The sequence below is a fragment of the Nocardia sp. NPDC052254 genome (assembly GCF_040679495.1).
Lineage (GTDB): Bacteria > Actinomycetota > Actinomycetes > Mycobacteriales > Mycobacteriaceae > Nocardia.
In genome coordinates, this window is record NZ_JBFAUW010000011.1 from 160972 (window position 1) to 181672 (window position 20701).

General features: G+C 64.4%; 22 protein-coding genes. 8 read left to right on the forward strand and 14 right to left on the reverse strand.

The annotated features are described in order from the left end of the window. Positions 1-13: 13 nt before the first annotated feature. The 5 genes from AB0L57_RS25425 to AB0L57_RS25445 form a co-directional block, all read right to left on the reverse strand. Positions 14-334 carry a hypothetical protein gene (locus AB0L57_RS25425; protein WP_364966893.1) on the reverse strand — a complete coding sequence of 107 codons (321 nt, stop codon included), beginning with the start codon at positions 332-334 and terminating at the stop codon, positions 14-16. A gap of 93 nt (positions 335-427) precedes the next feature. Beyond that, a complete protein-coding gene (locus tag AB0L57_RS25430) occupies positions 428-865 on the reverse strand; it encodes a YbaB/EbfC family nucleoid-associated protein (protein ID WP_364966896.1) in 438 nt (145 codons plus the stop codon). 7 nt (positions 866-872) lie between these two features. Beyond that, entirely contained in the window at positions 873-2474 is a 1602-nt protein-coding gene (locus AB0L57_RS25435; protein ID WP_364966899.1) for a hypothetical protein, read from the reverse strand. A 161-nt stretch (positions 2475-2635) separates the two neighbouring features. Further along, a complete protein-coding gene (locus AB0L57_RS25440) occupies positions 2636-4828 on the reverse strand; it encodes a hypothetical protein (protein ID WP_364966902.1) in 2193 nt (730 codons plus the stop codon). A gap of 3 nt (positions 4829-4831) precedes the next feature. Further along, positions 4832-5170 (reverse strand): hypothetical protein, encoded by a 339-nt coding sequence (locus AB0L57_RS25445; protein WP_364966905.1) that lies wholly within the window; start codon positions 5168-5170, stop codon positions 4832-4834. Positions 5171-5829: 659 nt separating this feature from the next. Here AB0L57_RS25445 and AB0L57_RS25450 point away from each other — a divergent pair. After that, entirely contained in the window at positions 5830-6015 is a 186-nt protein-coding gene (locus tag AB0L57_RS25450; RefSeq protein WP_364966908.1) for a hypothetical protein, read from the forward strand. A 305-nt stretch (positions 6016-6320) separates the two neighbouring features. Here AB0L57_RS25450 and AB0L57_RS25455 read toward each other — a convergent pair whose 3' ends face one another. Both AB0L57_RS25455 and AB0L57_RS25460 read right to left on the reverse strand, forming a co-directional pair. Further along, positions 6321-6521 (reverse strand): DUF397 domain-containing protein, encoded by a 201-nt coding sequence (locus AB0L57_RS25455; protein WP_364966911.1) that lies wholly within the window; start codon positions 6519-6521, stop codon positions 6321-6323. Then, a complete protein-coding gene (locus AB0L57_RS25460; protein WP_364966914.1) occupies positions 6521-7402 on the reverse strand; it encodes a helix-turn-helix transcriptional regulator in 882 nt (293 codons plus the stop codon). The genes AB0L57_RS25455 and AB0L57_RS25460 overlap by 1 nt, the downstream gene beginning before the upstream one ends. 212 nt (positions 7403-7614) lie before the next feature. Between AB0L57_RS25460 and AB0L57_RS25465 the strand changes: the two genes are divergently transcribed. The 4 genes from AB0L57_RS25465 to AB0L57_RS25480 are packed head-to-tail and all read left to right on the forward strand — an operon-like array spanning position 7615 to position 10629. Then, on the forward strand, positions 7615-7980 hold the full coding sequence (locus AB0L57_RS25465; protein ID WP_364966918.1) for a hypothetical protein: 366 nt from the start codon (positions 7615-7617) through the stop codon (positions 7978-7980). Positions 7981-8021: 41 nt separating this feature from the next. After that, a complete protein-coding gene (locus AB0L57_RS25470) occupies positions 8022-8582 on the forward strand; it encodes a DUF3558 domain-containing protein (protein ID WP_364967058.1) in 561 nt (186 codons plus the stop codon). A gap of 2 nt (positions 8583-8584) precedes the next feature. After that, the gene (locus tag AB0L57_RS25475; protein ID WP_364966921.1) at positions 8585-9904 is read left to right on the forward strand and encodes a hypothetical protein; all 1320 of its coding nucleotides are present in this window, start codon (positions 8585-8587) and stop codon (positions 9902-9904) included. Beyond that, a complete protein-coding gene (locus AB0L57_RS25480; RefSeq protein ID WP_364966924.1) occupies positions 9901-10629 on the forward strand; it encodes an ESX secretion-associated protein EspG in 729 nt (242 codons plus the stop codon). Before AB0L57_RS25475 ends, AB0L57_RS25480 begins: the two co-directional genes overlap by 4 nt. Positions 10630-10685: 56 nt before the next feature. Here AB0L57_RS25480 and AB0L57_RS25485 read toward each other — a convergent pair whose 3' ends face one another. Further along, complete coding sequence (locus AB0L57_RS25485) at positions 10686-12314, reverse strand: serine/threonine-protein kinase (RefSeq protein ID WP_364967060.1); 1629 nt, start codon at positions 12312-12314, stop codon at positions 10686-10688. 178 nt (positions 12315-12492) lie between these two features. Here AB0L57_RS25485 and AB0L57_RS25490 point away from each other — a divergent pair, with 178 nt between their 5' ends. Next, positions 12493-13869 carry a serine/threonine-protein kinase gene (locus AB0L57_RS25490; RefSeq protein ID WP_364966927.1) on the forward strand — a complete coding sequence of 459 codons (1377 nt, stop codon included), beginning with the start codon at positions 12493-12495 and terminating at the stop codon, positions 13867-13869. Positions 13870-13905: 36 nt separating this feature from the next. On the opposite strand, the gene AB0L57_RS25495 is transcribed toward AB0L57_RS25490, so the two are convergent. Further along, entirely contained in the window at positions 13906-14526 is a 621-nt protein-coding gene (locus tag AB0L57_RS25495; RefSeq protein ID WP_364966930.1) for a hypothetical protein, read from the reverse strand. Positions 14527-15083: 557 nt separating this feature from the next. On the opposite strand from AB0L57_RS25495, the gene AB0L57_RS25500 reads away from it, so the two are divergent. Then, complete coding sequence (locus AB0L57_RS25500; protein WP_364966932.1) at positions 15084-15782, forward strand: LysE family translocator; 699 nt, start codon at positions 15084-15086, stop codon at positions 15780-15782. Between the two features lie 56 nt (positions 15783-15838). Here AB0L57_RS25500 and yhjD read toward each other — a convergent pair whose 3' ends face one another. The 3 genes from yhjD to AB0L57_RS25515 form a co-directional block, all read right to left on the reverse strand. Further along, positions 15839-16825: an inner membrane protein YhjD gene (gene yhjD, locus AB0L57_RS25505; protein ID WP_364967063.1), complete on the reverse strand. Its 987-nt coding sequence runs from the start codon at positions 16823-16825 to the stop codon at positions 15839-15841. Between the two features lie 69 nt (positions 16826-16894). Beyond that, positions 16895-17917 carry a tryptophan--tRNA ligase gene (trpS, locus tag AB0L57_RS25510; RefSeq protein ID WP_364966934.1) on the reverse strand — a complete coding sequence of 341 codons (1023 nt, stop codon included), beginning with the start codon at positions 17915-17917 and terminating at the stop codon, positions 16895-16897. 56 nt (positions 17918-17973) lie between these two features. Then, a complete protein-coding gene (locus tag AB0L57_RS25515; RefSeq protein WP_364966937.1) occupies positions 17974-18906 on the reverse strand; it encodes an oxygenase MpaB family protein in 933 nt (310 codons plus the stop codon). Positions 18907-19003: 97 nt separating this feature from the next. On the opposite strand from AB0L57_RS25515, the gene AB0L57_RS25520 reads away from it, so the two are divergent. Further along, positions 19004-19657 carry a TetR/AcrR family transcriptional regulator gene (locus AB0L57_RS25520; protein WP_364966940.1) on the forward strand — a complete coding sequence of 218 codons (654 nt, stop codon included), beginning with the start codon at positions 19004-19006 and terminating at the stop codon, positions 19655-19657. Between the two features lie 6 nt (positions 19658-19663). Here AB0L57_RS25520 and AB0L57_RS25525 read toward each other — a convergent pair whose 3' ends face one another. Next, positions 19664-20158: a barstar family protein gene (locus AB0L57_RS25525; RefSeq protein WP_364966943.1), complete on the reverse strand. Its 495-nt coding sequence runs from the start codon at positions 20156-20158 to the stop codon at positions 19664-19666. After that, positions 20158-20664, reverse strand: a complete 507-nt coding sequence (locus AB0L57_RS25530) for a ribonuclease domain-containing protein (protein ID WP_364966946.1) — start codon at positions 20662-20664, stop codon at positions 20158-20160. Before AB0L57_RS25530 ends, AB0L57_RS25525 begins: the two co-directional genes overlap by 1 nt. Positions 20665-20701 lie beyond the last annotated feature (37 nt).

The following is a 20701-nucleotide window of genomic DNA, read 5'->3' on the forward strand; positions in this document are numbered from 1 at the left end:
GAACAGTCCCCCACTACACCTTGCGAACTCGGTCGGCATTGGTCTGATCCTGATTCTGGACGACGTCGGCCGCTCCGGTGATCTTGTTTCCGGTTCCTTTCAACTTTTCGGCCAGCTTCCCCAACTCGGTCAGCGTCTCCGCGACACTGCCCTCCCCCGTCTGCGGATAGTGCTTCTCGAACTCCTTGCCGGGCTGATCACCACCCCAGCACTTTCCCTCACCCTGGAGCCCCTGCTGCAACTTCTCCAGCGCGGTTTCGACTTCCTCACCCAGCGCTTCGAACTGCGGCGATATCGCCCGCAGCCGCTCGGGATCCGCGAAGAAGTCAACCACGCCCCACACTCCTCATCTGCCGGTCTTTTCGTCACTGTCTTGGACGCAACCGCACCGTCGCTGGTTCCGCAGATCTCTCAGCGACAGGCTCGATCACTGCTCCGGTGGCGATTGATTCTCCGAAAACCGTTCGCGCAGTTCGCGCATACTGGGCATCCCGGGCATGACCTCCCCCAGGTCGGGCATCCGGTCGACCACGGATTCCAGCGGTTCGAGAATCTTCGCCCTAGCCTCCATCGCCGCGTTCACACCGCCACGGATGGCCGCGTTGAGGTCCTCGCTGAGCTGCCGTGGCGTGGTCCGCCGGAAGGCGTCATCGGCGATCGTGATGTCGGTGACCACCCCGGATCCGTTGACGGTCACCTTTCCCAAGTTGTTCGGCGTCGTCGCGCGGACCTGCAGCGCGGCCAGCTTGCGCTGCACCTCACCCAGTTCGCCCAGCTCACGCTCGAAGTCGCCTTCGATGGAATCGAGTGTCGCGCGCAGCCCGTCATTGGCAGACCGGATCTGATCTCTTTCCCACTTGTCCACGGGGCTACTACTTTCCGGACTCGGGAGCCGCGCGGATTCGCTCGGCCTCTTGCCATTGCTTCCACCACTCGGCCAGCAGCCAACCGTCCAGATCGCCGAGTTCATGAGGGATGTTCCGGCTGTTCAGGACCACCACGGTCCCGTCCAGAGAGCACGCATCCACCAGCACCGAGAGTCCCGAAACCCGCTGCCGGAGCCGCGGATTGATGCCCTGCGGCAGCTGTTCCTCCGACGTGTACAGCTTCAGCGCCCTGCCACCACCGGGGATCGGCTCGAGCGGCCAGCCGCGCGCCCCGTCCGGATCGTCCTCGAGGTTGAGCATGATGAATTCGGCCGTACTGAACGCGTGGATGAACTCCCCGAGATCAACGGCCCCGATCTCCGCCCGGAAGATGGTCAATTCGATGTGGTTGGTGATGGGCGCGTCCGTCGTTCCCGGTACCGGTACGAACGCCGGATTCAACCAGGGAAGGAGGCCACCGTCCCGGTCGGCCAGCCACCCGCCGATGATGTCGGCGTCGGTAGCCGACGCCTTGTCCACCCGCGCGCCCACGAGATGGTGCCACTCACCCGGATGCTCACGCGCCCAAGCGAAATCCGATTCCCGCGGCTCCGGAAGAACCTTGCTTCGTGTCTCGATGAAGTCCGAGATGCCGCAGTTGGCGAATCGCGGGTTGCCCAGATCGGTGCCCGATGCGGTCGCCTCGGTCGCTTCCGACGGCGTCTGTCCCCAGGGTGGCGAGTCGGACACCGGTGCCGATCTCCGGGGCGGTACGTCTGCCACGGGCTCCGGCGCCCGAGTCGGTGCGGCATTCGCCGGCGGCGGTTCCCAGGGCGGTATCTCTTCGCCCGGTGACGGTGCCGCGTATGGAACATCCGCGTCCGACCCCAGTGCCCAGGACCGAATATCTTCCATCTGCGCCGACTGCGGGGCCGAGGACGGGACTTCCGCCGACGTGTCCACCAGCCACGACGGAGCCACGGATACCACATGCCGCGCGACCCATTGCCGCCACAGATCGACCAGGCCGCCCGCCGGGAACAGGACCCCGTTGCGGACGTTGATGTTTACTACGAAGTCCTTGCCGGGCAACACATCTACGAGCAGTTCGCGGCCGGACACCCGTCGGAACCGTGACGGATCCATATCCTCACCGAGCTGCGCGGACGAGGAGTAGATGATCAGGAATACGACGCCGTCCCGGGTCTCGGTCGGCACCCCATCGGGGGCGGCGGCCACGAGGAACCAGCTGTCGGCGAATGTGCCGATGAACGTTTCGAAGTCGACGAACCCACGCGCAGTACGCCACAACACGAGTTCGAACTCGGTGGTCAGCGGCATGTGCGCGGTCCCGGGCGATGGTTCGAAGTCCGGATTCAGCCAGACCCTGGTGAGTTGGCCGTAGTCGTCCGATCCCCAACCGGACATGCAGTCCTGGGGCCACCGTGATGTCTCCGGATCGACATGGGGATCGACGAAGTATCGCCAGGTGCCCGGGTTGGCGCGGGCCCAATCATGGTCGTCGCTGGTCGGCGCCGGAACATAGCGCCACGGGTCGGTCGCCATTCGATCTCTGAGCGCGATGCGCCACATCTCGTCCCGAGCCACCCCATGCCCCCTTCACCAACCGAGATTTCCACCCTGCGCGTCTCGTCCCCGATGGCAGCGCGTCGGTCACGCTACCGCAGCCGGGAGTTCGACGGTCCGGAGCCCTCCGGAGCACTCGCGGCCCCACGGCGCCCGGCCGCCGAAACTCACTGCGCGATAGATTATTTGGTCTCGCCCATATCGATCTCGATTTTCACCCCATCGGAGGGGCGCGCAGTCGGCGTGGCCACCGGAGCACTCGCCTGTTCCGGCGGCGGCGCATTCAACGGCCCCGAAGTCGCCAACTCCGGACCCGAAGTCGGAGCCACCGCAGCCCCGTCCAGCGGACCGACGGTGGCCAGTTCCGGCCCGGTGCTGGGCGGTCCTACCGGTCCGCCGGGAATCTGCGCGTCATCGCCGGGAACGGTCGTCCACATCGGCTTCGGCGGAACGATCCCAGCCGGCGGGCGCTCGGCACCCGGCGCGGGTTTTCCACCGCCCGGCATTCCTGGCATACCCGGCATCCCGTTCTGCGACGTACCGGGATCCGTGGGGCCGGCCGTCGGCGAGCTCCCACCCGAATCCGGTTCACCCGCACGTGGATCCACCGAATGTCCAGGTACCGAACCCGGACTCCTCCCCTCCGGAGGAGTATTCGCTGACTGAGGCGATCCACCACCGCCGGGGATGCCGCTCCTCGCCCCGGGAGTTCCCTTGCCGGAACCAGTTCCCTGTGCAGGATCAGCGGCCGCCGGGTCCGAGTCGGCCGGCCCCGGCTTCAAATACGGCACACCGTCCTTGATCCCCATCGAATATTCCTGCGGTTTCCCATCCGGTCCGGTCACCTTCGCGGTGATCGCGCCGTTGGCAGCTTGCGACACCGTGAGATTCCCGCCGAACGCGCTGAGGTTCGCAAGCTCCTTGGGGCCGGTGGCGCCCTTGGCGTCGGTCAATACCGAACCGACACCGGGTATCTGAGATCCGAGCGAGGACAGGTTCCCGCCCAGCGAACCCAAGCCTTGCTGGGCGACATTCTGGATCTGACTCATGCCCTGCTGGAGGGTCTGGCCGAGGCCCTGCTGCACGGTCTGGCTCGCCTGGCCGGCAAGACTGGACAGGAGCTGTTGCGCCGGATTCGTTTGGCTACCAGCAGGATTGGTCGGAGAGGGGGTTGTCGACGCCGGGATCGTCGAAGCCGGGTTACCGGGGACAGCCGGCCCCGGGATCGACGGGTTGGGCGTCGAGGGCTGCGGTCCCGGATCGGTCGGCTGAGGTGGTTTCGGTATGTGCCCGACGCCGTTCAACGCGTCGACTGCCACCTGCAAGTACCCCTGGACCGCCACGTCGGTTTGATGGCACAGGTTGGCGTAGGCCCTGAAGTATCCCTCGGCACTCTCACAAAATTGATCACGCCAGATCGCGCACAGTGCAGACGCCTTGTCATCGAACTCGTATTGGCCTGCGGTCGTACCGTCGTCGTCGTACCCGACCTGATTCACAACATAATGCGGCAGTACGTGATAGTCCCGCGGCCCTCCGAATATTCCTCTGTCGGCGAGATCTTGGATCCGGGCGCGTACACCGTTGCCGATACCTCGTCGAGCGGCGACATTGATGATCATCGAGACATCATCATTGCCGTTCGCCGCATCATCGTCGTCACGGAGATTGACCGCTTGGCCGGCGCTGTCACCGTTCGTCATGTCAGCACCGTTGATTCGGTGAATGTCCTTGAATTTCGCAAACGCATTGGCCTTGCGTTTCAGGCATGTTTTGATCTCGTCGACAACCGTATTGAGGAGATCGGGTAAGGGCTTCAACTCACCAAGTGTGTCATCCGACCAGGTGCTCAGTTTCGCCAGCTTGCCCTGCACGTCGGCCCCCGTCGGGCCCTGCCAGTAATCGGCCAGTTGCTGTGTGGCCTGCGCCTGGTCACCACGTGCCTGTTCAATCTTGGTGAGAGCACGGGCAATTCGCTGCCCGGCACCGACAAGATGGTTGAGCCGCATGTCCTTCTGCAGAAGGTACAGCTTGCCGATTGCTTCCTTCGACTGCAACTCAGGCACAGCGTTACCGGCGGAACGTCCCGAAAAGGCGTATCTCGCCTGCACAAGATGGAACCATCTCAGGCAGTCGTAGTCCCCGAACGCGGCGTTCGCCACCCAGGCATCCCCGCCGAGGATCTTTCCCGCATCGAGTCCAGGATCAGCGTGGTCGTAGTCGCCGACGTCGTTGGTGAGGACCCGGTTGGCGGCTACGTCGGTGTTACCGTGCTTACCGTAACCGGCCCACTGAGCGGAAGAGTCGGCGCTGTTGATCGTTACCCAAGAGCCATCGGTGCCGGGACCGAGGTTGAGATCAGCTTGATCGACCATGGTTTATTTTCCGCCCAGCGAAAGGTCACCATTGGGATCGAACGATACCTTGCTGATATCGCCACTGAACTGCGAGTCGGTGTACTGAACGATGTTCGCACTCTGCGTCAATGCGTGATTGAAGGCTTCGCAGGCACTAGACCAGTTCTCGACGGCGTGAGTCACATGCTCGAAACCGGTGACGATCTCTCGAGCGAAAGTCTTGTACTCGTCACCGAGGTCGCCGACGCCGAACATCTCCTCCCATGATCCGGCCGCCTCCGTCAATGCCTGCGATGCACTGTGAAAGGATTCCGCCTGCCGACGAACTCCATCCGGGTTCATATTCAGATAGTCGCTCACCGATTACCCTTCCCCTTTGCGTCCGGGCCGACGCGTATTCGGTCAGATCGCTCCGGACTTCTGCTATGTCAACCAGGAGCGAGGTGGGCCGTATCCCTCGGCTCTTGCCTCGTCTTCATCCGTCCAATCCGACGGGAGCACGTAGTCGTCCTTACTGGTGTCGCCGCGACCCGACCGCGTGGTTCTGGCTGCGACTCCCCTCGAAACGGCTTCCCTCGACACCCTGTCGCGTTCGTCTCGGGCTTCGCGCGCTGCTTGCTCCTCCGAGGTCTCGACCTCGCTGTACATGGAACTCAATGCCTGGACCCTACGAGTGGTCTCGGCACGCGCCTGCTCGTCGATCTCCGCAACTTCATCCTCGATACGCCGGGTGGCAGAGATATGTTCAGCCGTGATGTTGTCGATCCGATTGTGCCAGCTCAAATCACGCCACCTCCAAGGCCATCGCCCCTGAGCTGAGCACTGTGATGGGTCCGACGCTCCGTCGCCCCCGCCTCACCGGCATCGTTCCCCCTTCACGGTCGTCCACGGCACGCGATGGCCATCGACTTGTCAGCGGACCAGAAAGTGAGCCACCTCGTACGCGGGCTCAGAATCTCAGGTCACGTGCACCGACGCAAGCCATCGCACGCTGGATCGCCACGCGCCAAAATTCTTGCATGGCATATCCCCCTCCTCCAGACCATCCTCGCATCTTCGTCATCGACCCCGCGCCGGGTGACCTGGCGGTGGCCGAGGTCGAGGTGCTGTCGCGGCTCGGGCTCGTCCCGACGGTCAATGTGACGGGTGGTGACGACTTCCGAATTGGATGGGAACGGACTCCTACGTCGAGGGCTCGAGCGTGACGATCTTCCGCTGGCGTTCGCCGCTGTCGTCCGAGATCGAGGACGCGCGAACAAGATTGGACGAGGGACATACGCCGAACGCTTGACTCGCGGGTCCCGCCCAGGTGGGCAGGTCCGTGATGACTCGAGTGGCAGCGAGTAACCCGGTTGCCTCCCGCTGCCGCAGTGTTGGTGGGCATCGTCGATTTCGGCGCCTCGAGATGACATGGGTTGGTGCGGAGTGCACGGCGCAGCGAGGCCGCCGGTACGAGGCGCCGATAGCGATCATGTTGTAGATCAGATGAGGAACGAACGCGTCGCAGAGGTCAACGATCGAGGTTGCCGCGCACCGCGGCGGCAGTGAATGCCGACCACTCGCCTGCGGTGAAGACCAGGGCCGGACCCGATGGGTCCTTCGAATCACGCACTCCCACAACGGCATCTGGAAGGAAGGCCACTTCGACACAATTTTCGGAAGCGCCACTATGAGTGCTCTTGAACCACCGTGCCGCCGATACATCGCCCATCACGACATGTACTCCTTCGCCGTCTGCCGGAGGAAGGACCGACTTGCCACGGGGTCCAGCGCGCTCCGTTGGAGATCTTCGTAGGCACCATCGTAGCGCTGAATAGACTCTGGTTTTGCAAGATACAAACCCCCTGTGAAGCATTCGGTATAGACGACGGGTGGCTCGGTGACCCGTCCGGACCTGTCCGAGCCGAAGTCCAGAATGACGAAGGGCCCAATTGGCTCGCCCAATGGCAGACCTGCGGCAAACGGCAGTATTCGGACGGTGATGTTCGGCCGAGTACTCATATCCGCTAGGTGCTTCAGTTGAGCGGCCATGATCTTGGGACTACCGACCGTGCCCCGCAGCACCGACTCCCGCAGAATCACTTCCAGCACCGCCGGCCGATACTTCCGGGTGATACGCGTCTGGCGGCGCATTCGCAGTTGCACCCGTCGAGCGTGTTCGTCCGCCGAATCATCTGGATGGCCAGAGTGGAACAGCACGCTGGCGTACGTCGGGGTCTGCAGCAGGCCCGGAACAAGCTCCGGCTCATAGGTAGTGAGCCGGAGGGCCGACGCCTCCAGTCCGACGTAGAAGTCGAAACTCGGCGGCAGGAGGTCCCCGAACTCACACCACCAACTCAGCTCATTCCCCTGCGCCGCAAGAGCTTTCATTGCCTTGGTGTGCTCATCACTGAAGCCGTACATCTTGCACAACGCCGCGATGTCCACTGCCCGCACATGCGCCACCATGCCCCGCTCGATCCGCTGCAATGTGCTCCCACTGCGCTCCAGCAACGCCGCCGCCTCCTGTAGCGTCAGCCCGCACTCCTCGCGCCCGTTGCGCAGATACCTCCCGAGCTGCCGCCTCGGCAACGTCGACCCGCACTCCGACATCCCGCCTCCCTCCAGGTCATTGATGCGGCCAGCACATCACCGCAAGATCCCCCACGACCCCACCACTGCGGAATCTCATTCAATCTCCGCATAACCCCTGCAAGTGTTGCATCGTGGACAGCCTCGGCCGAGCAGATTGCGCGGACAGGGGAACCACGGCGGCACACCGAGCGTCCAGTAAGGTAGGCGGACGCACGACGGGAGGGACGCCGATGGACGTGGGGCAGTCAACGGCCAACGCGCTGTGGCAGCAGGCGGTCGACGGGACATTCAAGATGGAGCCGGGGGCGGCGCATCAATGTGCAAAGACCTTCGAACGGTTCGCACAGTCGTTGGACGAGCAGGTTCAGAATTCCTATCTACTGCACCGCCTCGCCGGATTCGGCAATTTCAAATCCGCAGAAGACCTACAACGGGGGTTCGAAGGGAAAGCCGAGAACCTCACCACTGCCCTAGTCGGTATGCAGGAGGCGGCACTGAAGATGGCCGCCGCGTACCTCCGCGCAGGAAATGATCTTCAGGGAGCAGACGACATGAATCGACGATCAATCAACACGGCGGCGAGCGTCAACAAATGAATCAGCGCATCTGGATTACTGCAGCGTTCGCAACTGCCCTAATGGCCGCATCGGCCTGCACCTCTGACAATGATTCGAGCTCCACGTCAACCGAGGTACAGAATCACTCTTCGCATCCCACGCTCACAAACCCCGGCCTACAGCCTCCCAGCCAAGAAGGCGAATCCGGCAGCGACAGACCGAAAGTTGTATTCGATCCATGCACATGGATCAGCGATGACACAGTGACCGCCGCTGGCTTCGATCCAGCATCGCGTAAACGAGCGCATGACCAAGTGACAGAGTTCACCTCGTTCACATGTAGGTTCCAATCCGATCTCCGATCGTTGGATGTGGACTCACTGAATGTGTCGTTCGAGGAGGATCAAGCAAAGAACTCGTCCTGGCTGCACAAAACAGCGACCGTCAATGGACGGGAGGCGGCGTATGGCCAGGATCCGGCCATTCCAGGCTCCTGCGAAGTACACCTGCGCACAAAATCGGGGACCGTCTTCATAAATACACTGTTGACTTTGAATGGACGCGGAGAGTCTGCCGACCCCTGTGAAAACATAAATAGTATCGCCGCAGCTGTGGAATCCTCCATAGGTAAGGACAACTGATAATGGGCGACCAGAATCAGCCCGCACCTTTCGATCCATATTTTGTAGCCGGGGTGACCAATCCTGGTATTGCCACTAACCGAAGTGATGCCAACCAGGCGCAGCATGGCGCACAGCAGGTCCAGGACGGCATTCACCATGGCAGTACCGACCCTGCCTATATCAAGGATACGGAGCCCTGGGATACCCTTCAGCACCAAGAAATCTATACCATGGTTCACAGCATTACCCCGGGCATTATGCATGACCACGCGACGGCTTGGAATAGCATTGCAGCCGCCGTGGGTGGCGGCCTCTTCGGGCTGAATCTCTCGATTCACAAAGAGCTGTCCGATGGATTTCACGGCCAATTCGCCGGAGCCGCCGAAGACGCTGCCAACAAGTTCATCCAGCAAGCCACCGATATCCAAGAGGTCATCACCGCCGTCGGTGCACGAATCCATGCTGCGGCATACGGTGCCGAGGCCGCCCAGCTCGCCGTTCCGCCGCCGGGGCAGGCCGCCACAGTGGCGCCCACCGGTTCGAACGATCCACTCACAAATCTCGGCGCCATGTACGCGGGCACCGCGATAGACAACGGAACGGCCGCCGAGGAACAGAAGTTCCTCGCGCGCGAGGCGATGAAGAACAACTACAACCCCACGTATCGCCCTGCGGGCGAGAATGTTCCCACCTTCGTTCCGGTCGACAGCCCCGGTGACGGCGGCGCGAACAATCCCGACAGTGGTGGTCCGAACAGCAGCAGCGGTCCGAACGCACCGGGGAACAACACTTCTGGCGATCAGCAGGAGCCTGGCGACCAGGGTGACAAGCCCGATTCCGAGCAGTCCGAGCAGACCGATCCCGCCAGTGCTTCCCCCGCTGGACAGGGCGATCAGGCGAGTCAGAAGCCGTCGAGCACACCCGGCTCACTTTCCAGTGGCGATACCCGGCCGGGAGCCGACTCCACCACCGCCGCCGGGTACGGCGGTCCCGGCTCACGGTTCGGCTCCTCCGGTGGGCCCGGCGGTGCGAGCGGCGGGCAGCTCGGTGGCCCGGGGCAAAGCATTCCGGGCACGCCGGGCGGCGTGAATCCCGCTGCCGCAGCGGCTTTCGGTGGCAAGCCGGGGCAGGCCGGAGTCGGTGGGATGCCGGGGATGGGTGGCCTCGGCGGTGCTCGCAAGAACGAGGAGTCCGAGCGTGAGCACAAGACCCCCGACTACTTGATCATGGATCGCGAAGAGGAACTGCTGGGGATTCGCGACCGGACTCTTCCCGAGGCCATCGGTGGTGATGCTCCCTCGGCGCAATTCCGGCCGGAGGATCGGGAGCACCGACGGTGAAGTGGGAGTTCACGCCCGATGAGTTCATGCATGTCTGGCGGGAGACCGACCGGGACCGGTATCCGTTTCCGATGCAGCTGACCTCGTCGGCGCAGTGGCAGAGCGATTACGACCGGATGCATTCGGAGTTCCGGTTGCGGATGCCTAGGGGCTTCGATCGGAAGCTGTCGGCGGCACTGCGGATGGTGGCGAGCCCGCCGATGTCGTTGCTGCTCATGGGAAATCGCAAGCGCCCGGTGCGGTTCTACGCCGGGATCGACGAGACGACCGGCGTCACCCTGGTCCAGAGACCCGGGCCGGTCGATGAGTACGGTGGAAACGTCGTGGTCGAGCTGGGTTCACCGGCCATCGTCCCGAAGGTCTTCGCCGCCGTCCTCGGCAATCTTCCGGCCGGTCGCCGCCCGGCCATGGTCGAGAGCCTGGATCGCATCCGCACCGACCTCGAATCCTGGACCGGCACCGAGGAAACCACCACCCAACGGATGAAGAAGCTGTTGAACGCTCCGCGAGCGGGCACCGGTCACATCGAAGTCCGTTGCGGGCTATGGGATTCGCGCCCTTATCCCCCGCAATATCTGAGCTGGTTCGATGTGGCGGACGACGGCCGGTACACCTATCGGGAGCAGTACAACGAGTTTCGCGTCGATCCCTCGTCGACCGATGTGATCTGCCGCGAGGTCACTCGCATGATGGAAGTGCAGCAAGAGTTTTCACGAATCGATTGAGCACATCGGTCGACGGGCCGCCGCTCCACCGTCGTCCGACTGTCGGCCGGCCCCTCTCAGCCGAGCGGCGCGGACTGCCACCAGTTCATGATCTTGTCCATCTTGTCCCGACCCGACATCTTCGGGCCCACGACCAAGATGAAGTTGCTCCGCTGCGGATCATCCGGAAATGTGGTCAGCAGGTGGGCGAATTCGAAATTTTGACTGCCGGCCTCGAAAAATTTGTAGTTGGTGTATGCGTTCCCGTCCTTGAGGTCCACCGACCGCTCATTCGGAGGGAGAGCGTCGATGACCGCCTGGACGTCAGCGGGTGACCGGTACGAATAGATGCTGAATGCGGCATCACCGTCACCACCGGGACAGTTCCATTTCGCCACCCAGTCCTTCATGTCATTTTCGTCGGCAGCCGATCTCCCGGAAGAATTGAATCCGGCACCGAAAAGGCAGTCCGCGTTCAAGTATCCTCGCGTGGTCCCGCTGCCCGCTGCCGCCGGAACCATACTCGGAAACGCTTTGCTGATGGAGTCGATCGACGCCTGCCACTCGTCGACCTTCTTCTGCTGCTCCGGATCTGTCGTCGGCGCCGACGTGGAGGTCGACGACGGCACCGTCGGGTGCGAGTCCTCACTCAGCACTCCGGCGGCCACTCCGGCACCGACACCGATCACGGCGGTGAGCAAGACCCCGATGCCGATGATGACTCCCTTCCGCCTCGACCCGCGGTCCGGCCCCGGAGTCCTGGTGGGACGCGCGGGGCTCGGCCGGAGTGGAGCCGGGGCCGGTGGCACCGCGGGCGCGACCGCGGCAACCATCGGTCGCGAAGCGATGTCGGGATGGTTCGGCTGCGCCGCACCTGCCGCCGTCAGCGATTGCCATGCGGCAGCGGCCAGTTCGGAGCACGAGCCGAATCGTTCCTGAGGCCGTTTCGCCAGCCCCCGCGCCAATACCTGGTCGAGCGCAGGCGGCAGATCCGGCCGGAAACCCCGCACCGGAGGCGGCGGGTCCTGCAGATGGCCCTTGATCACGGCCGCGGGATTTTCCGAGCCGAATGGCGCCCGGCCGGTCAGCAGCCAGTACAGCGTGCAGGTGAGCGAATACTGATCGGTCCGGCCATCGACGGGCACAGCGGTGATCTGTTCCGGCGAGGCAAAGGCCAGGGTCGCGTTGATGCCGCCGGTATGGGTGAGGTTCATGGTGTCGTCGCGAAGTCGGGCGATACCGAAATCGGCGAGCAGGACTCGCTCGATCTGCCCATTCGACCGCGCGAGAAGAATATTGGCCGGCTTCACATCTCGGTGCAGCACACCCACGCCGTGCGCGAAGTCCAACGCTTCCGCGACCTGACCGATCACCCAGATCGCCTGCTCGGGTGCCAGTCCGGCCGGACCGAGCGAACTCGCGTCGACGCCGTCGATGTAGCGCATCTCGATCCAGCGCTGATCGCCCTCCACTCCACGGTCGAAGACCGTGACGATGCCCGGATGGTCGAGACCGGCCACCACATTTGCCTCACGCTCGAACCGAGCCGCGATTTCGCTGTCGTGGAACAGCTCTCGCTTCAGCAGCTTCAAAGCCACCCGGCGCGGAAGACGTGGGTGGCGCGCCAAGTACACCGAGCCCATTCCGCCGTGTCCCAGGACCCGCTCGATCGCGTACCCTGCGAATACATCGCCCTCGCGGAGCACACCTTCCCCCAATCACACCGGTACCTTCGCGACGAATTCCGAGCCGGACCGCTCGATGTCGACGTCGCGGGGTGCATGCTACCGGCCTGTTCCCGGTCGACCGCGGCGGAAGCCCGGAGCACACCGCTACCGGCATGCGGTAAGGTCGCGACGAATGTCGGGGCGGGAGGTATACCGGGTGACACGAACACTGGCGCAGGGGCAGGTCTTCGCCGGTTACCGAATCGAACGGTTACTCGGGGCCGGGGGCATGGGCGAGGTCTACCTCGCACGCGATCGGGATCTGCCCCGATTCACCGCGCTGAAGGTACTGAGCCCGGCATTCGGCGACAGCGCTGACGCACGCCGAAGGTTTCTGCTCGAAGCAGACACCGTCGCGCGCCTGTCGCATCCGAACATCGTCACCGTCTATGCCCGTGGGCAGGAAGGTGATCGGCTGTGGATGGCGATGCAGTACATCGAGGGCACCGATGTCGCCGCTGTCCTGCAGAACGGGCCCATCTACCCCGAGCATGCGGTCGCCATCGTCGGCGCGGCGGCCGGAGCACTCGACTTCGCGCACCGGTCCGGAGTGCTGCATCGTGATGTGAAGCCCGCGAACATCCTTCTCGCACAGGATGCTTCACAGCAGGCGTTCCTGGCGGACTTCGGCATCGCCAAGCTGATGGACCACACCAGCAACCTCACCCGAGTCGGCGAGGTGCACGCCAGTTTCCGCTATGCCGCGCCCGAACAACTGGACAGCACGGCCACCGTGGACCAGCGCGCGGACGTGTACGCCCTCGGATGCACGCTGTTCCATATGCTCACCGGGGCGCCACCGTATCCCGGCACCGCTCCGTCCCAGCTCATCCACGGCCATCTCAATCTGCCCGTGCCGCGACCCAGTCAGTACAACCCACAGCTGCCGCCGGGTTTCGATGCTGTGATCGCCGGGGCTCTCGCGAAGCATCCGCAGCAGCGGTACAACAGCTGCGGCGACCTCGCCGCAGCAGCGCGATATGCACTGTCCGGCAATGGAATTGCGGGTGATTCCCGGCAGCGCCCGGCCGGCTCGGGACGGAAGTGGGGTTGGATCGCGGGCGCGATCGTGGCCCTGCTGATCCTGTTGGGTGCGGGCGGAACGGTGGGATTCCTGCTGTACCAGAAGAATTCTGCGGACGACTCCGCACATTCGGCCGATGCCGCCAAGGATGCCGCGTGCGCTTTCGGCCGCGCGGCCGCCACCTACGACTACGACAAGTGGGATACCTACCGCAAGGCGATGGACGACGGTTCCACCGGTGATCTGAAGGCCGATTTCCAGAACAGCTTGCCGACACTCCAATCGGCAATCACCACGCAGCAAGCACACGCGCATGCGACCGATGCCCAGTGTTTCATGAAGAACGCCGATTCCGACCGAGTCGAAGTGGCGACCATCGTCAACCAGGTCTCCACCACCCAGGCGGTGCCCACCGAGAAGAACACGCAGCTGTCGCTCCTGCTCACGATGGAGTACGTCGACGGCCGGTGGCTGGCCGCGAAGATGGATCAGCTCGCACCACAGAAGTAGTGGGCGGCGGCGACCAGCGCCGCCGCCCGGCTCACCTCACACCAGTTCCGGCACCCGCAGATGCGCCAACGCCAGCTGGAATTCCCGCACATCGACGGCCTCCACTCCCGCCTTCCGCGCGGCGTCGACGCGCAGGGCCGCGACCTGTTCGCGGTTGCTCTGCATCATCATGGCGCTGTCGAAGGTGCCGCAGGAGACCGCGCGGCCCGACGACCGGTTGATCAGCAGGCTCGCACTGCAGAAACCGTCGAGTTGTTCCAGGCCGGGCAGGACGTAGGTCCGGTATACGTCGGTCGACATGTCGAGGCGGCCGGGATCGGTCTTGACCCAGGTCACGCTCGCGCAGGCACCGGGGAGTGAACGGTGTTCGCGATGCAGGAGCGCGATCTCCCATTCGGCGACCTGGGCACCTCCACCGAGAACCGTCGCCACCTGGTCCCGGATCGGGCGCACCTCGTCGGCGCTGTCGATCATGGCGAATTCGGTGGCCCAGGAGGTGGTCAGAATGCAGCGTCCGAAGGTCCGATCGACCAGCATCGACAGCCCGATACAGCCGGGAATTCCTTCGAGCGTGGGCATGGCCTGGTCTCGCATATGCGCAATTCCGGCGTCGATAGCGGAGGGTTGCGCCTGAATCGTGGTTGACCGTGCGAACACGATCGACCCCCTCTCTGCTCGGGGCAGCGCCCGGCGGCGCCGCCGATGTTGTTCACATTGCCCCGCAATGTCCGCGCTGGCAATAGCAGGGCTACATGACTCCACTCCCGGAAAGCATCCACACGAACACAGGTTTACAGTTCAATCAACTTCAGGTGATGAACGTGGGTACTGCCGCGCGGGTCCGCGTCGCCTTTCCTGGCGAATCCGCCAAAAGTGTTGCGCCACTTTTTTGTCGGGCCGAGAAATTCTCGATCGTGGGAAGAATCCCATGTGTGCCGTCTGTAAGACTGAGCGCCTCCACGAGTGCGGTCGGCAGTGACGTAGGCGCGTTGTACGCACTCCCGAAGCCATGGATGAACAATCTCGATGCATTCTCATGTTTCTCCGAGGCAGGGAACTCGGCGACCAGATGAGTCGCCCGACCTGCCACCGATCCCGATGCCGTACGACCGACCGACCATATCTGGGAAAACGACGGCGTCGAACGGTCCACCCGACGTCGCGGACAGCCCCGGACGTCCGCACCGATCCAAGATTGCGGCCGGGGTGAACAGGTGGATCTGATCCCCTTCGTGCTGGCGGCAATTCTCGGCGCGATATTGCCGGGTCCCGATTTCGCCGTGGTCACCCGCTATTCCACGATCGACGGCCTGCGCGCGGGCGTCATTGCCGCACTGGGAATTACCTGCGGTATGGCGGTGAACACCACCATTGCCGTGATCGGTATCGGTGCGACGGTCGCCTCCGCACCCGGCGCATTCACCGTTGTGCGCGTGGCCGGAGCTGGTTATCTGTTGTTTCTCGGCGCCAAACTACTTCTGTCACTGTCGAAGTCGGTCCGCGAGGCCACACTCGGCGATCAGCCCGCAATGTCCCAGCCGGCGCCATTCCGGCGCGGTTTCCTGGTCAATGCGACAAATCCGAAAGCCATCCTGTTCCTGGTGGCACTGATGGCCCATTTCCTACCCGCCGGGTCGCCGCTGTTGCGCAAGGTGGAACTGGGCGTCCTCATGGTGGCTCCGGTTCTGGTGTGGATGCTGGTGGTCGCTGTCGGCTTCTCCCGTCTGCAGCCGGTTTTCGTGCGGCCGCGGAACCGGCGGTTGATGGATGCGGCGACCGCGGCGGTGTTCATCGTGCTGGGTATCCAGGTGGCCGTGGGCGACCTGCCGGTACCGGAATTCGACGCGGCGTCGGACCGCTCGACAGAGCTGATCGGTTCGCTGTACGAGATACGTGAACCCGACCCGGGCTGACCGTCGACGGTGCGGGAACGGCGATTACGGCGCCGAGTACGGACGATCGGTCCCGATCAACGCTTGCGGCGGGTCGCGAACAACCCGCCCAGCACCGCACCCACCCCGAACAATGCCGCACCCGTGGTCGCGGTCATCCCCGCGTACATCCGCGGCTCGATGACCGCGGGGCCGGGTGCGGGCAGTTCGGCCTCGATTTCGTTCTCGCGCGCGGTCGCCGCCCAGGCCGTGGCGAACAGGATGATCCGGGCGGTGATGTAGGCGAACACCATGAGACCGATGATCGAGCCGAAGGCCACGCCCGCGGGACTGTGCAGGACCTTCTGCAGGTAGATCGACGCCACCTGCTTCCAGATCTCGAAGGCCACCGCCGCGATGAACGCCGCGCGCACGGCACTGCCCAGGGTCACGGGCCGGCGGGGCAGGCGCGCGATGATCCACACGAACACCGCCCAGGACGCGCACACCGCGAGCACGAGCGACAGCAGGCGCAACAGCAGGGAGACACCGGGGATGTCGTCGAGACCGAACTGTTCGAGCAGATGCCGGGCCAGACCGCCGGAGGACAGCGCCGACAACCCCATCGACACCACCATGGCAAGCCCCAGGCCGCCGAGGGCCAGCAGATCCGACAGCTTGGTCCTGAACCAGTTGCCCTGCTGCGCAGGCTGTTCCCATTGTTCGGTCAGGGCGGCGCGCAGATTGGCCATCCAGCCCAGGCCCGCGTAGGCCGCACCGAGCAGACCGAGCACACCCACGGTGCTGCGGGAATGGATGGCCTGATCGATGAGGTCGTTGATCTGGGTGCCGAAGGATCCGGGGATGTTCTCCACGATCTTGTCGCGCAGTTCGTCCAGCAGACCGGGATCGCTGGCCAGGACGAAGCCCGCGACCGCGAACGCCACCATCAGCAGCGGAAATATCGCCAGCACGGTGAAATACGTGATGCCGGCGGCGAAGTAGTCGCCGCGCTGGCGTTGATAGCTGCCGCCCGCGCGTATGGCGTGGTCCAGCCACGGCCGGGCCTGGACCTCGCGCCGCATCCGCGCCTTGGCCTTGTCGAGCACCTGTCCTCCCGCAACATCGAGCAGTACGGTCTCGCGAGGCCGACGTCAGCGGTGCAGGAAGCCCACCCGGTCGTACACCTGCGCGAGGGTCTTGCCGGCGATCTCACGCGCCCGTTCCGCCCCCGAGGCCAGAATGCGGTCGAGTTCGCTCTGATCGTCCAGATACTCTTGCACTTTCGCCTGCAGCGGAGTCACGAATTCGATGAGCGCATCGGCCACACCGCCCTTGAGCTCCCCATATCCCTTGCCCTCGTAGTCTTTTTCGAGTGTCACGATGGGCGTGTCGGTGAGCGAGGACAAGATGACCAACAGGTTGCTGACGCCGGGTTTCGTCTCCGGATCGTAGCGAATCTCGCGTCCGGTGTCGGTGACCGCGGAGCGGATCTTCTTGGCCGAGACCTTCGGATCGTCGAGCAGATTGATCAGCCCCGCATCGCTGGCGGCGGACTTGCTCATCTTCGAGGTCGGATCCTGCAGATCGTAGATCTTGGCGGTGTTGGTGACGATGTGCGCCTCGGGCACCACGAAGGTCTTCTTGAATCGAGTGTTGAAGCGCTGCGCCAGATTTCGGGTGAGCTCCAGATGCTGGCGCTGATCCTCGCCGACCGGCACCAGCTGCGGGCGGTAGAGCAGGATGTCGGCTGCCATGAGCACCGGATAGGTGAACAGGCCGACGGTCGCGTTCTCCGCACCCTGCTTGGCCGATTTGTCCTTGAACTGGGTCATCCGGCTGGCCTCACCGAAGCCGGTGATGCAACTGAGCACCCAGGTCAGCTCGGCGTGCTCGGGCACCTGGCTCTGGACGAACAGGATCGCCCGCTCGGGATCGATGCCCAGGGCAAGCAGCTGGGCCACCGAACGCTTGGTCCGCGCGCGCAGCTGCTTGGGGTCCTGCGGGACCGTGATGGCGTGCAGGTCCGGAATGAAATACAGCGCCTCGTAGTCGTCCTGCAGCGGCACCCAATACTGCAGCGCACCAAGGTAGTTGCCGAGGTGGAAGGAGTCGCTGGTCGGCTGAATTCCGGACAGGACCCGCTGCTTGCGTTCACTGGGCGCAGGACTGGACATGAACCGATCTTCGCATGCACGTCCAACGGGATTTTGCGTGGATCGCGATCAGGGATTCAGCCGGCGTGCCGTTCGGCGTGGCTGCGCGGATCGACTCCGGGCATGCTCGACCGGCCACTACCGACCAGGTCACGTTCGCGCCGGGTGATGAGCCGGTAGACCGGTGCGCTCGGACCAGACAAGGTTGTGCGCAGCACCGGCGGCGTGAGCGGCGGCCGCAGGTGGGCGGCGCGCACGGCCTGCGCCAGACCGCGATGGGCGAGCCGTTCGGCCCGGCCCCAGCGGATGCCGTAGAGCTGCCGGATCCGCGGCGGCAGACTGCCCTGAACCAGCAGATGAGCGCCGCTGCTGACCTGCTGCAACGGGCTCGGCAGTGGATGCGGGACGGTCTTGCCGGCCAGATACGAACCGACCAGACGCGCCTCGTCGGTGAGATACAGCTCGTCGGAGGCGAGATAGTCGTCGAAGTAGCGACGGAACGCCGGATGGTCGGCGGGGGCGGCCGTGCGCGGCATTCCGAACAGTTCGCCCCAGCGCACATAGTCCTGGTAGAGGTCTTCGCGTTCGCCCGGTGTCAGTTTCCGGACCAGCGTGTCGTACATGACCTCGGCCGAATCGGCGGTGAAGGCCATGGTCATGAACATCAGATGCGGATCCAGCGCCGAGTAGTGCGTGCCGGCCGGGTGGTGCGGCCCGGCATCCTCGGGCAGGACTCCGGAGACCGGGACGTGCCGTTTGCGGGTGAAGGCGAGGGCACGATCGGCTTCGGCCTTGTCGCCGAGAAAGACCGCTTCGAACAGCCGTCCGGTGAGGGCCAGCCGGGTGTACGGGGTGGCGCGGTGCGCGGTGTTCTCGGCGGTGCCGACGAACAACAGCGGATGCACGGCCCCGATGACCAGTGCGCGCAGTCCGTACGTGAGTCCGACCGCCCGCTTGCGCATCACGCGGCGAATCATCGAATTGTCGGAGAAGTAACCCGGACCAGGCATCGTTGCCTCCTTCATCCCATTCTGGCAATAGGATCTACCAGAATTGGAGTTCTGGCAAGAGTTACCGCCAGAATTGCGTCCGTGCCACAATCGGACCGTGACGGCACAGCGAACCTATGGCGGGATCTCGGCTGCCGAGCGCCGTGCGGGAAGGCGGGCGGCGCTACTGGACGCGGCACTGGAGATCGTCGGCACGCAGGGAGCCGACAAACTGACGGTCGCGGGGCTGTGCGCGCAGGCGGGATTGAACGAGCGCTATTACTACGAGCAGTTCACCGGCCGCGAGGCCGTGCTCACCGCCCTGTTCGACGACATCGCCGAGGAATTGGCGGCCGCGATCATCGGTGCGCTGCATCCGCTGATGACCGATACGGCCGGCCGGCCGGACACCCGCACCATGGCCCATGCCGCGGTCTCGGCGGGAATCCACGTGCTCACCGATGATCCCCGCAAGGCCCAGGTGGCGCTCGCGGTCAGCGCCTCGACCCCCGAGCTGCGCGCCCGCACCATGGACAACATCCGCACCTTCGCCGATCTCGTCGCGGCCCAGGGCATCGACTTCTATCACCTGGGCGAGCCGGTCGCGGATCCGGCGATCGGATTCCGCGCCACCTATCTCGTGGGCGGTCTGGTGCAGACGCTGTCGAGCTGGTCGCAGGGCGAGATCGCGATGACCCGCGAGCAGCTCATCGACGAAACCACCGAGGTGTTCGTGCTGCTGGGCGAGGATCTGGCCGGCCGTTTGCGCTGACGTATCTCAGGCCGGCGCGGACAGCGTGAGGTCGACCGGTGCCAGCACGGCGGGCCGGTGCTGCAGCACCACCCGGAACGCCACCGCGCGCCGGGCCCAGTAGGCGGCCGCATCGTTCATCGCGGCGTCGAACCAGTCCAGATCCTCGCGCTGATCGGCCAGCAGCTCGGCCGAATCACGGATCACCGCAACGTATCCCGGCGCCTCACCCACGAATTCGTCCAGATCGCGCAGGCATTCGTCGAAGGCGTCGCGATTGTCGCCGAAGTAGTAGGGGAATTGGAAGGTCGCGGCGAATTCGTCGAGCAGTCCGGTGGCGGTGCGCATCTTCGCGCCCCGCAGCTCGCGCGCGACATATCCGGACGGGACCTGGTACCGCACGCCACTGAAGGGTCCGGCGTCCAGATCGAGGGTGCCCAGCACGGGGCCCGCGGCACCGGGCCCGGCCACAGCCGGGTCCGGTGCCGCGAGGAACCGCGCCAAGGTGAGCGACGGTGCCATCAACGCATCCTCGTGAAGGTCTTGTAGTGGTCGCCGGTGTAATAGGCCGAACCGTCGCTGCCGGTGACGATGCGTTCGGCATCGCGCGTGTGGCCGGGCTGCTTCGGGTTGACGTCCCATTCCCGGTAACTGAGGGTCTTACCACTGGAATCGGTCTTCGGCAGGGTGCCCGAGCGGTTCATCCACTGGTCACCGCCCTTGGTCCCGGGCGCGTTCGCGGAACCGGGCCAGCGCCCGGCGTCGATTTCGGTGAGCGTGTCGTAGGCGTGGCCGGGAACGCCCGCGACGCGATCGGGAGCGGCGACCGGGACCGCCGCCGAATTACCGGTGCTCGACTTTCCCGGTCCGGGCTTGGCATGGGTGGCGGAGGCGGCCGCCGAACTCGACGCCACCGCGGTGCCGGCATCGTCGGTGGTGCCGCCGCGCAGGCCGAGTACGCCCGCGACGATCACCGCGACCACCAGGCCGCCCAGGACCATCAGAATACGAATTCTCTTGTCTGACATTGCTACTGCCTGTTCATCGACGCGGTATGAGAGAGCC

What these genes read in the sequence shown, in the direction of transcription:
- AB0L57_RS25440 (WP_364966902.1), bottom strand. Translation starts at nt 4,828, where the DNA reads ATGGTCGATCAAGCTGATCTCAACCTCGGTCCCGGCACCGATGGCTCT.
- yhjD (WP_364967063.1), bottom strand. Translation starts at nt 16,825, where the DNA reads ATGCGGCGCGAGGTCCAGGCCCGGCCGTGGCTGGACCACGCCATACGC.
- AB0L57_RS25530 (WP_364966946.1), bottom strand. Translation starts at nt 20,664, where the DNA reads ATGTCAGACAAGAGAATTCGTATTCTGATGGTCCTGGGCGGCCTGGTG.
- AB0L57_RS25465 (WP_364966918.1), top strand. Translation starts at nt 7,615, where the DNA reads ATGGACGTGGGGCAGTCAACGGCCAACGCGCTGTGGCAGCAGGCGGTC.
- AB0L57_RS25475 (WP_364966921.1), top strand. Translation starts at nt 8,585, where the DNA reads ATGGGCGACCAGAATCAGCCCGCACCTTTCGATCCATATTTTGTAGCC.
- AB0L57_RS25470 (WP_364967058.1), top strand. Translation starts at nt 8,022, where the DNA reads ATGGCCGCATCGGCCTGCACCTCTGACAATGATTCGAGCTCCACGTCA.
- AB0L57_RS25450 (WP_364966908.1), top strand. Translation starts at nt 5,830, where the DNA reads ATGGCATATCCCCCTCCTCCAGACCATCCTCGCATCTTCGTCATCGAC.
- AB0L57_RS25525 (WP_364966943.1), bottom strand. Translation starts at nt 20,158, where the DNA reads ATGGCACCGTCGCTCACCTTGGCGCGGTTCCTCGCGGCACCGGACCCG.
- AB0L57_RS25460 (WP_364966914.1), bottom strand. Translation starts at nt 7,402, where the DNA reads ATGTCGGAGTGCGGGTCGACGTTGCCGAGGCGGCAGCTCGGGAGGTAT.
- AB0L57_RS25455 (WP_364966911.1), bottom strand. Translation starts at nt 6,521, where the DNA reads ATGGGCGATGTATCGGCGGCACGGTGGTTCAAGAGCACTCATAGTGGC.
- AB0L57_RS25515 (WP_364966937.1), bottom strand. Translation starts at nt 18,906, where the DNA reads ATGCCTGGTCCGGGTTACTTCTCCGACAATTCGATGATTCGCCGCGTG.
- trpS (WP_364966934.1), bottom strand. Translation starts at nt 17,917, where the DNA reads ATGTCCAGTCCTGCGCCCAGTGAACGCAAGCAGCGGGTCCTGTCCGGA.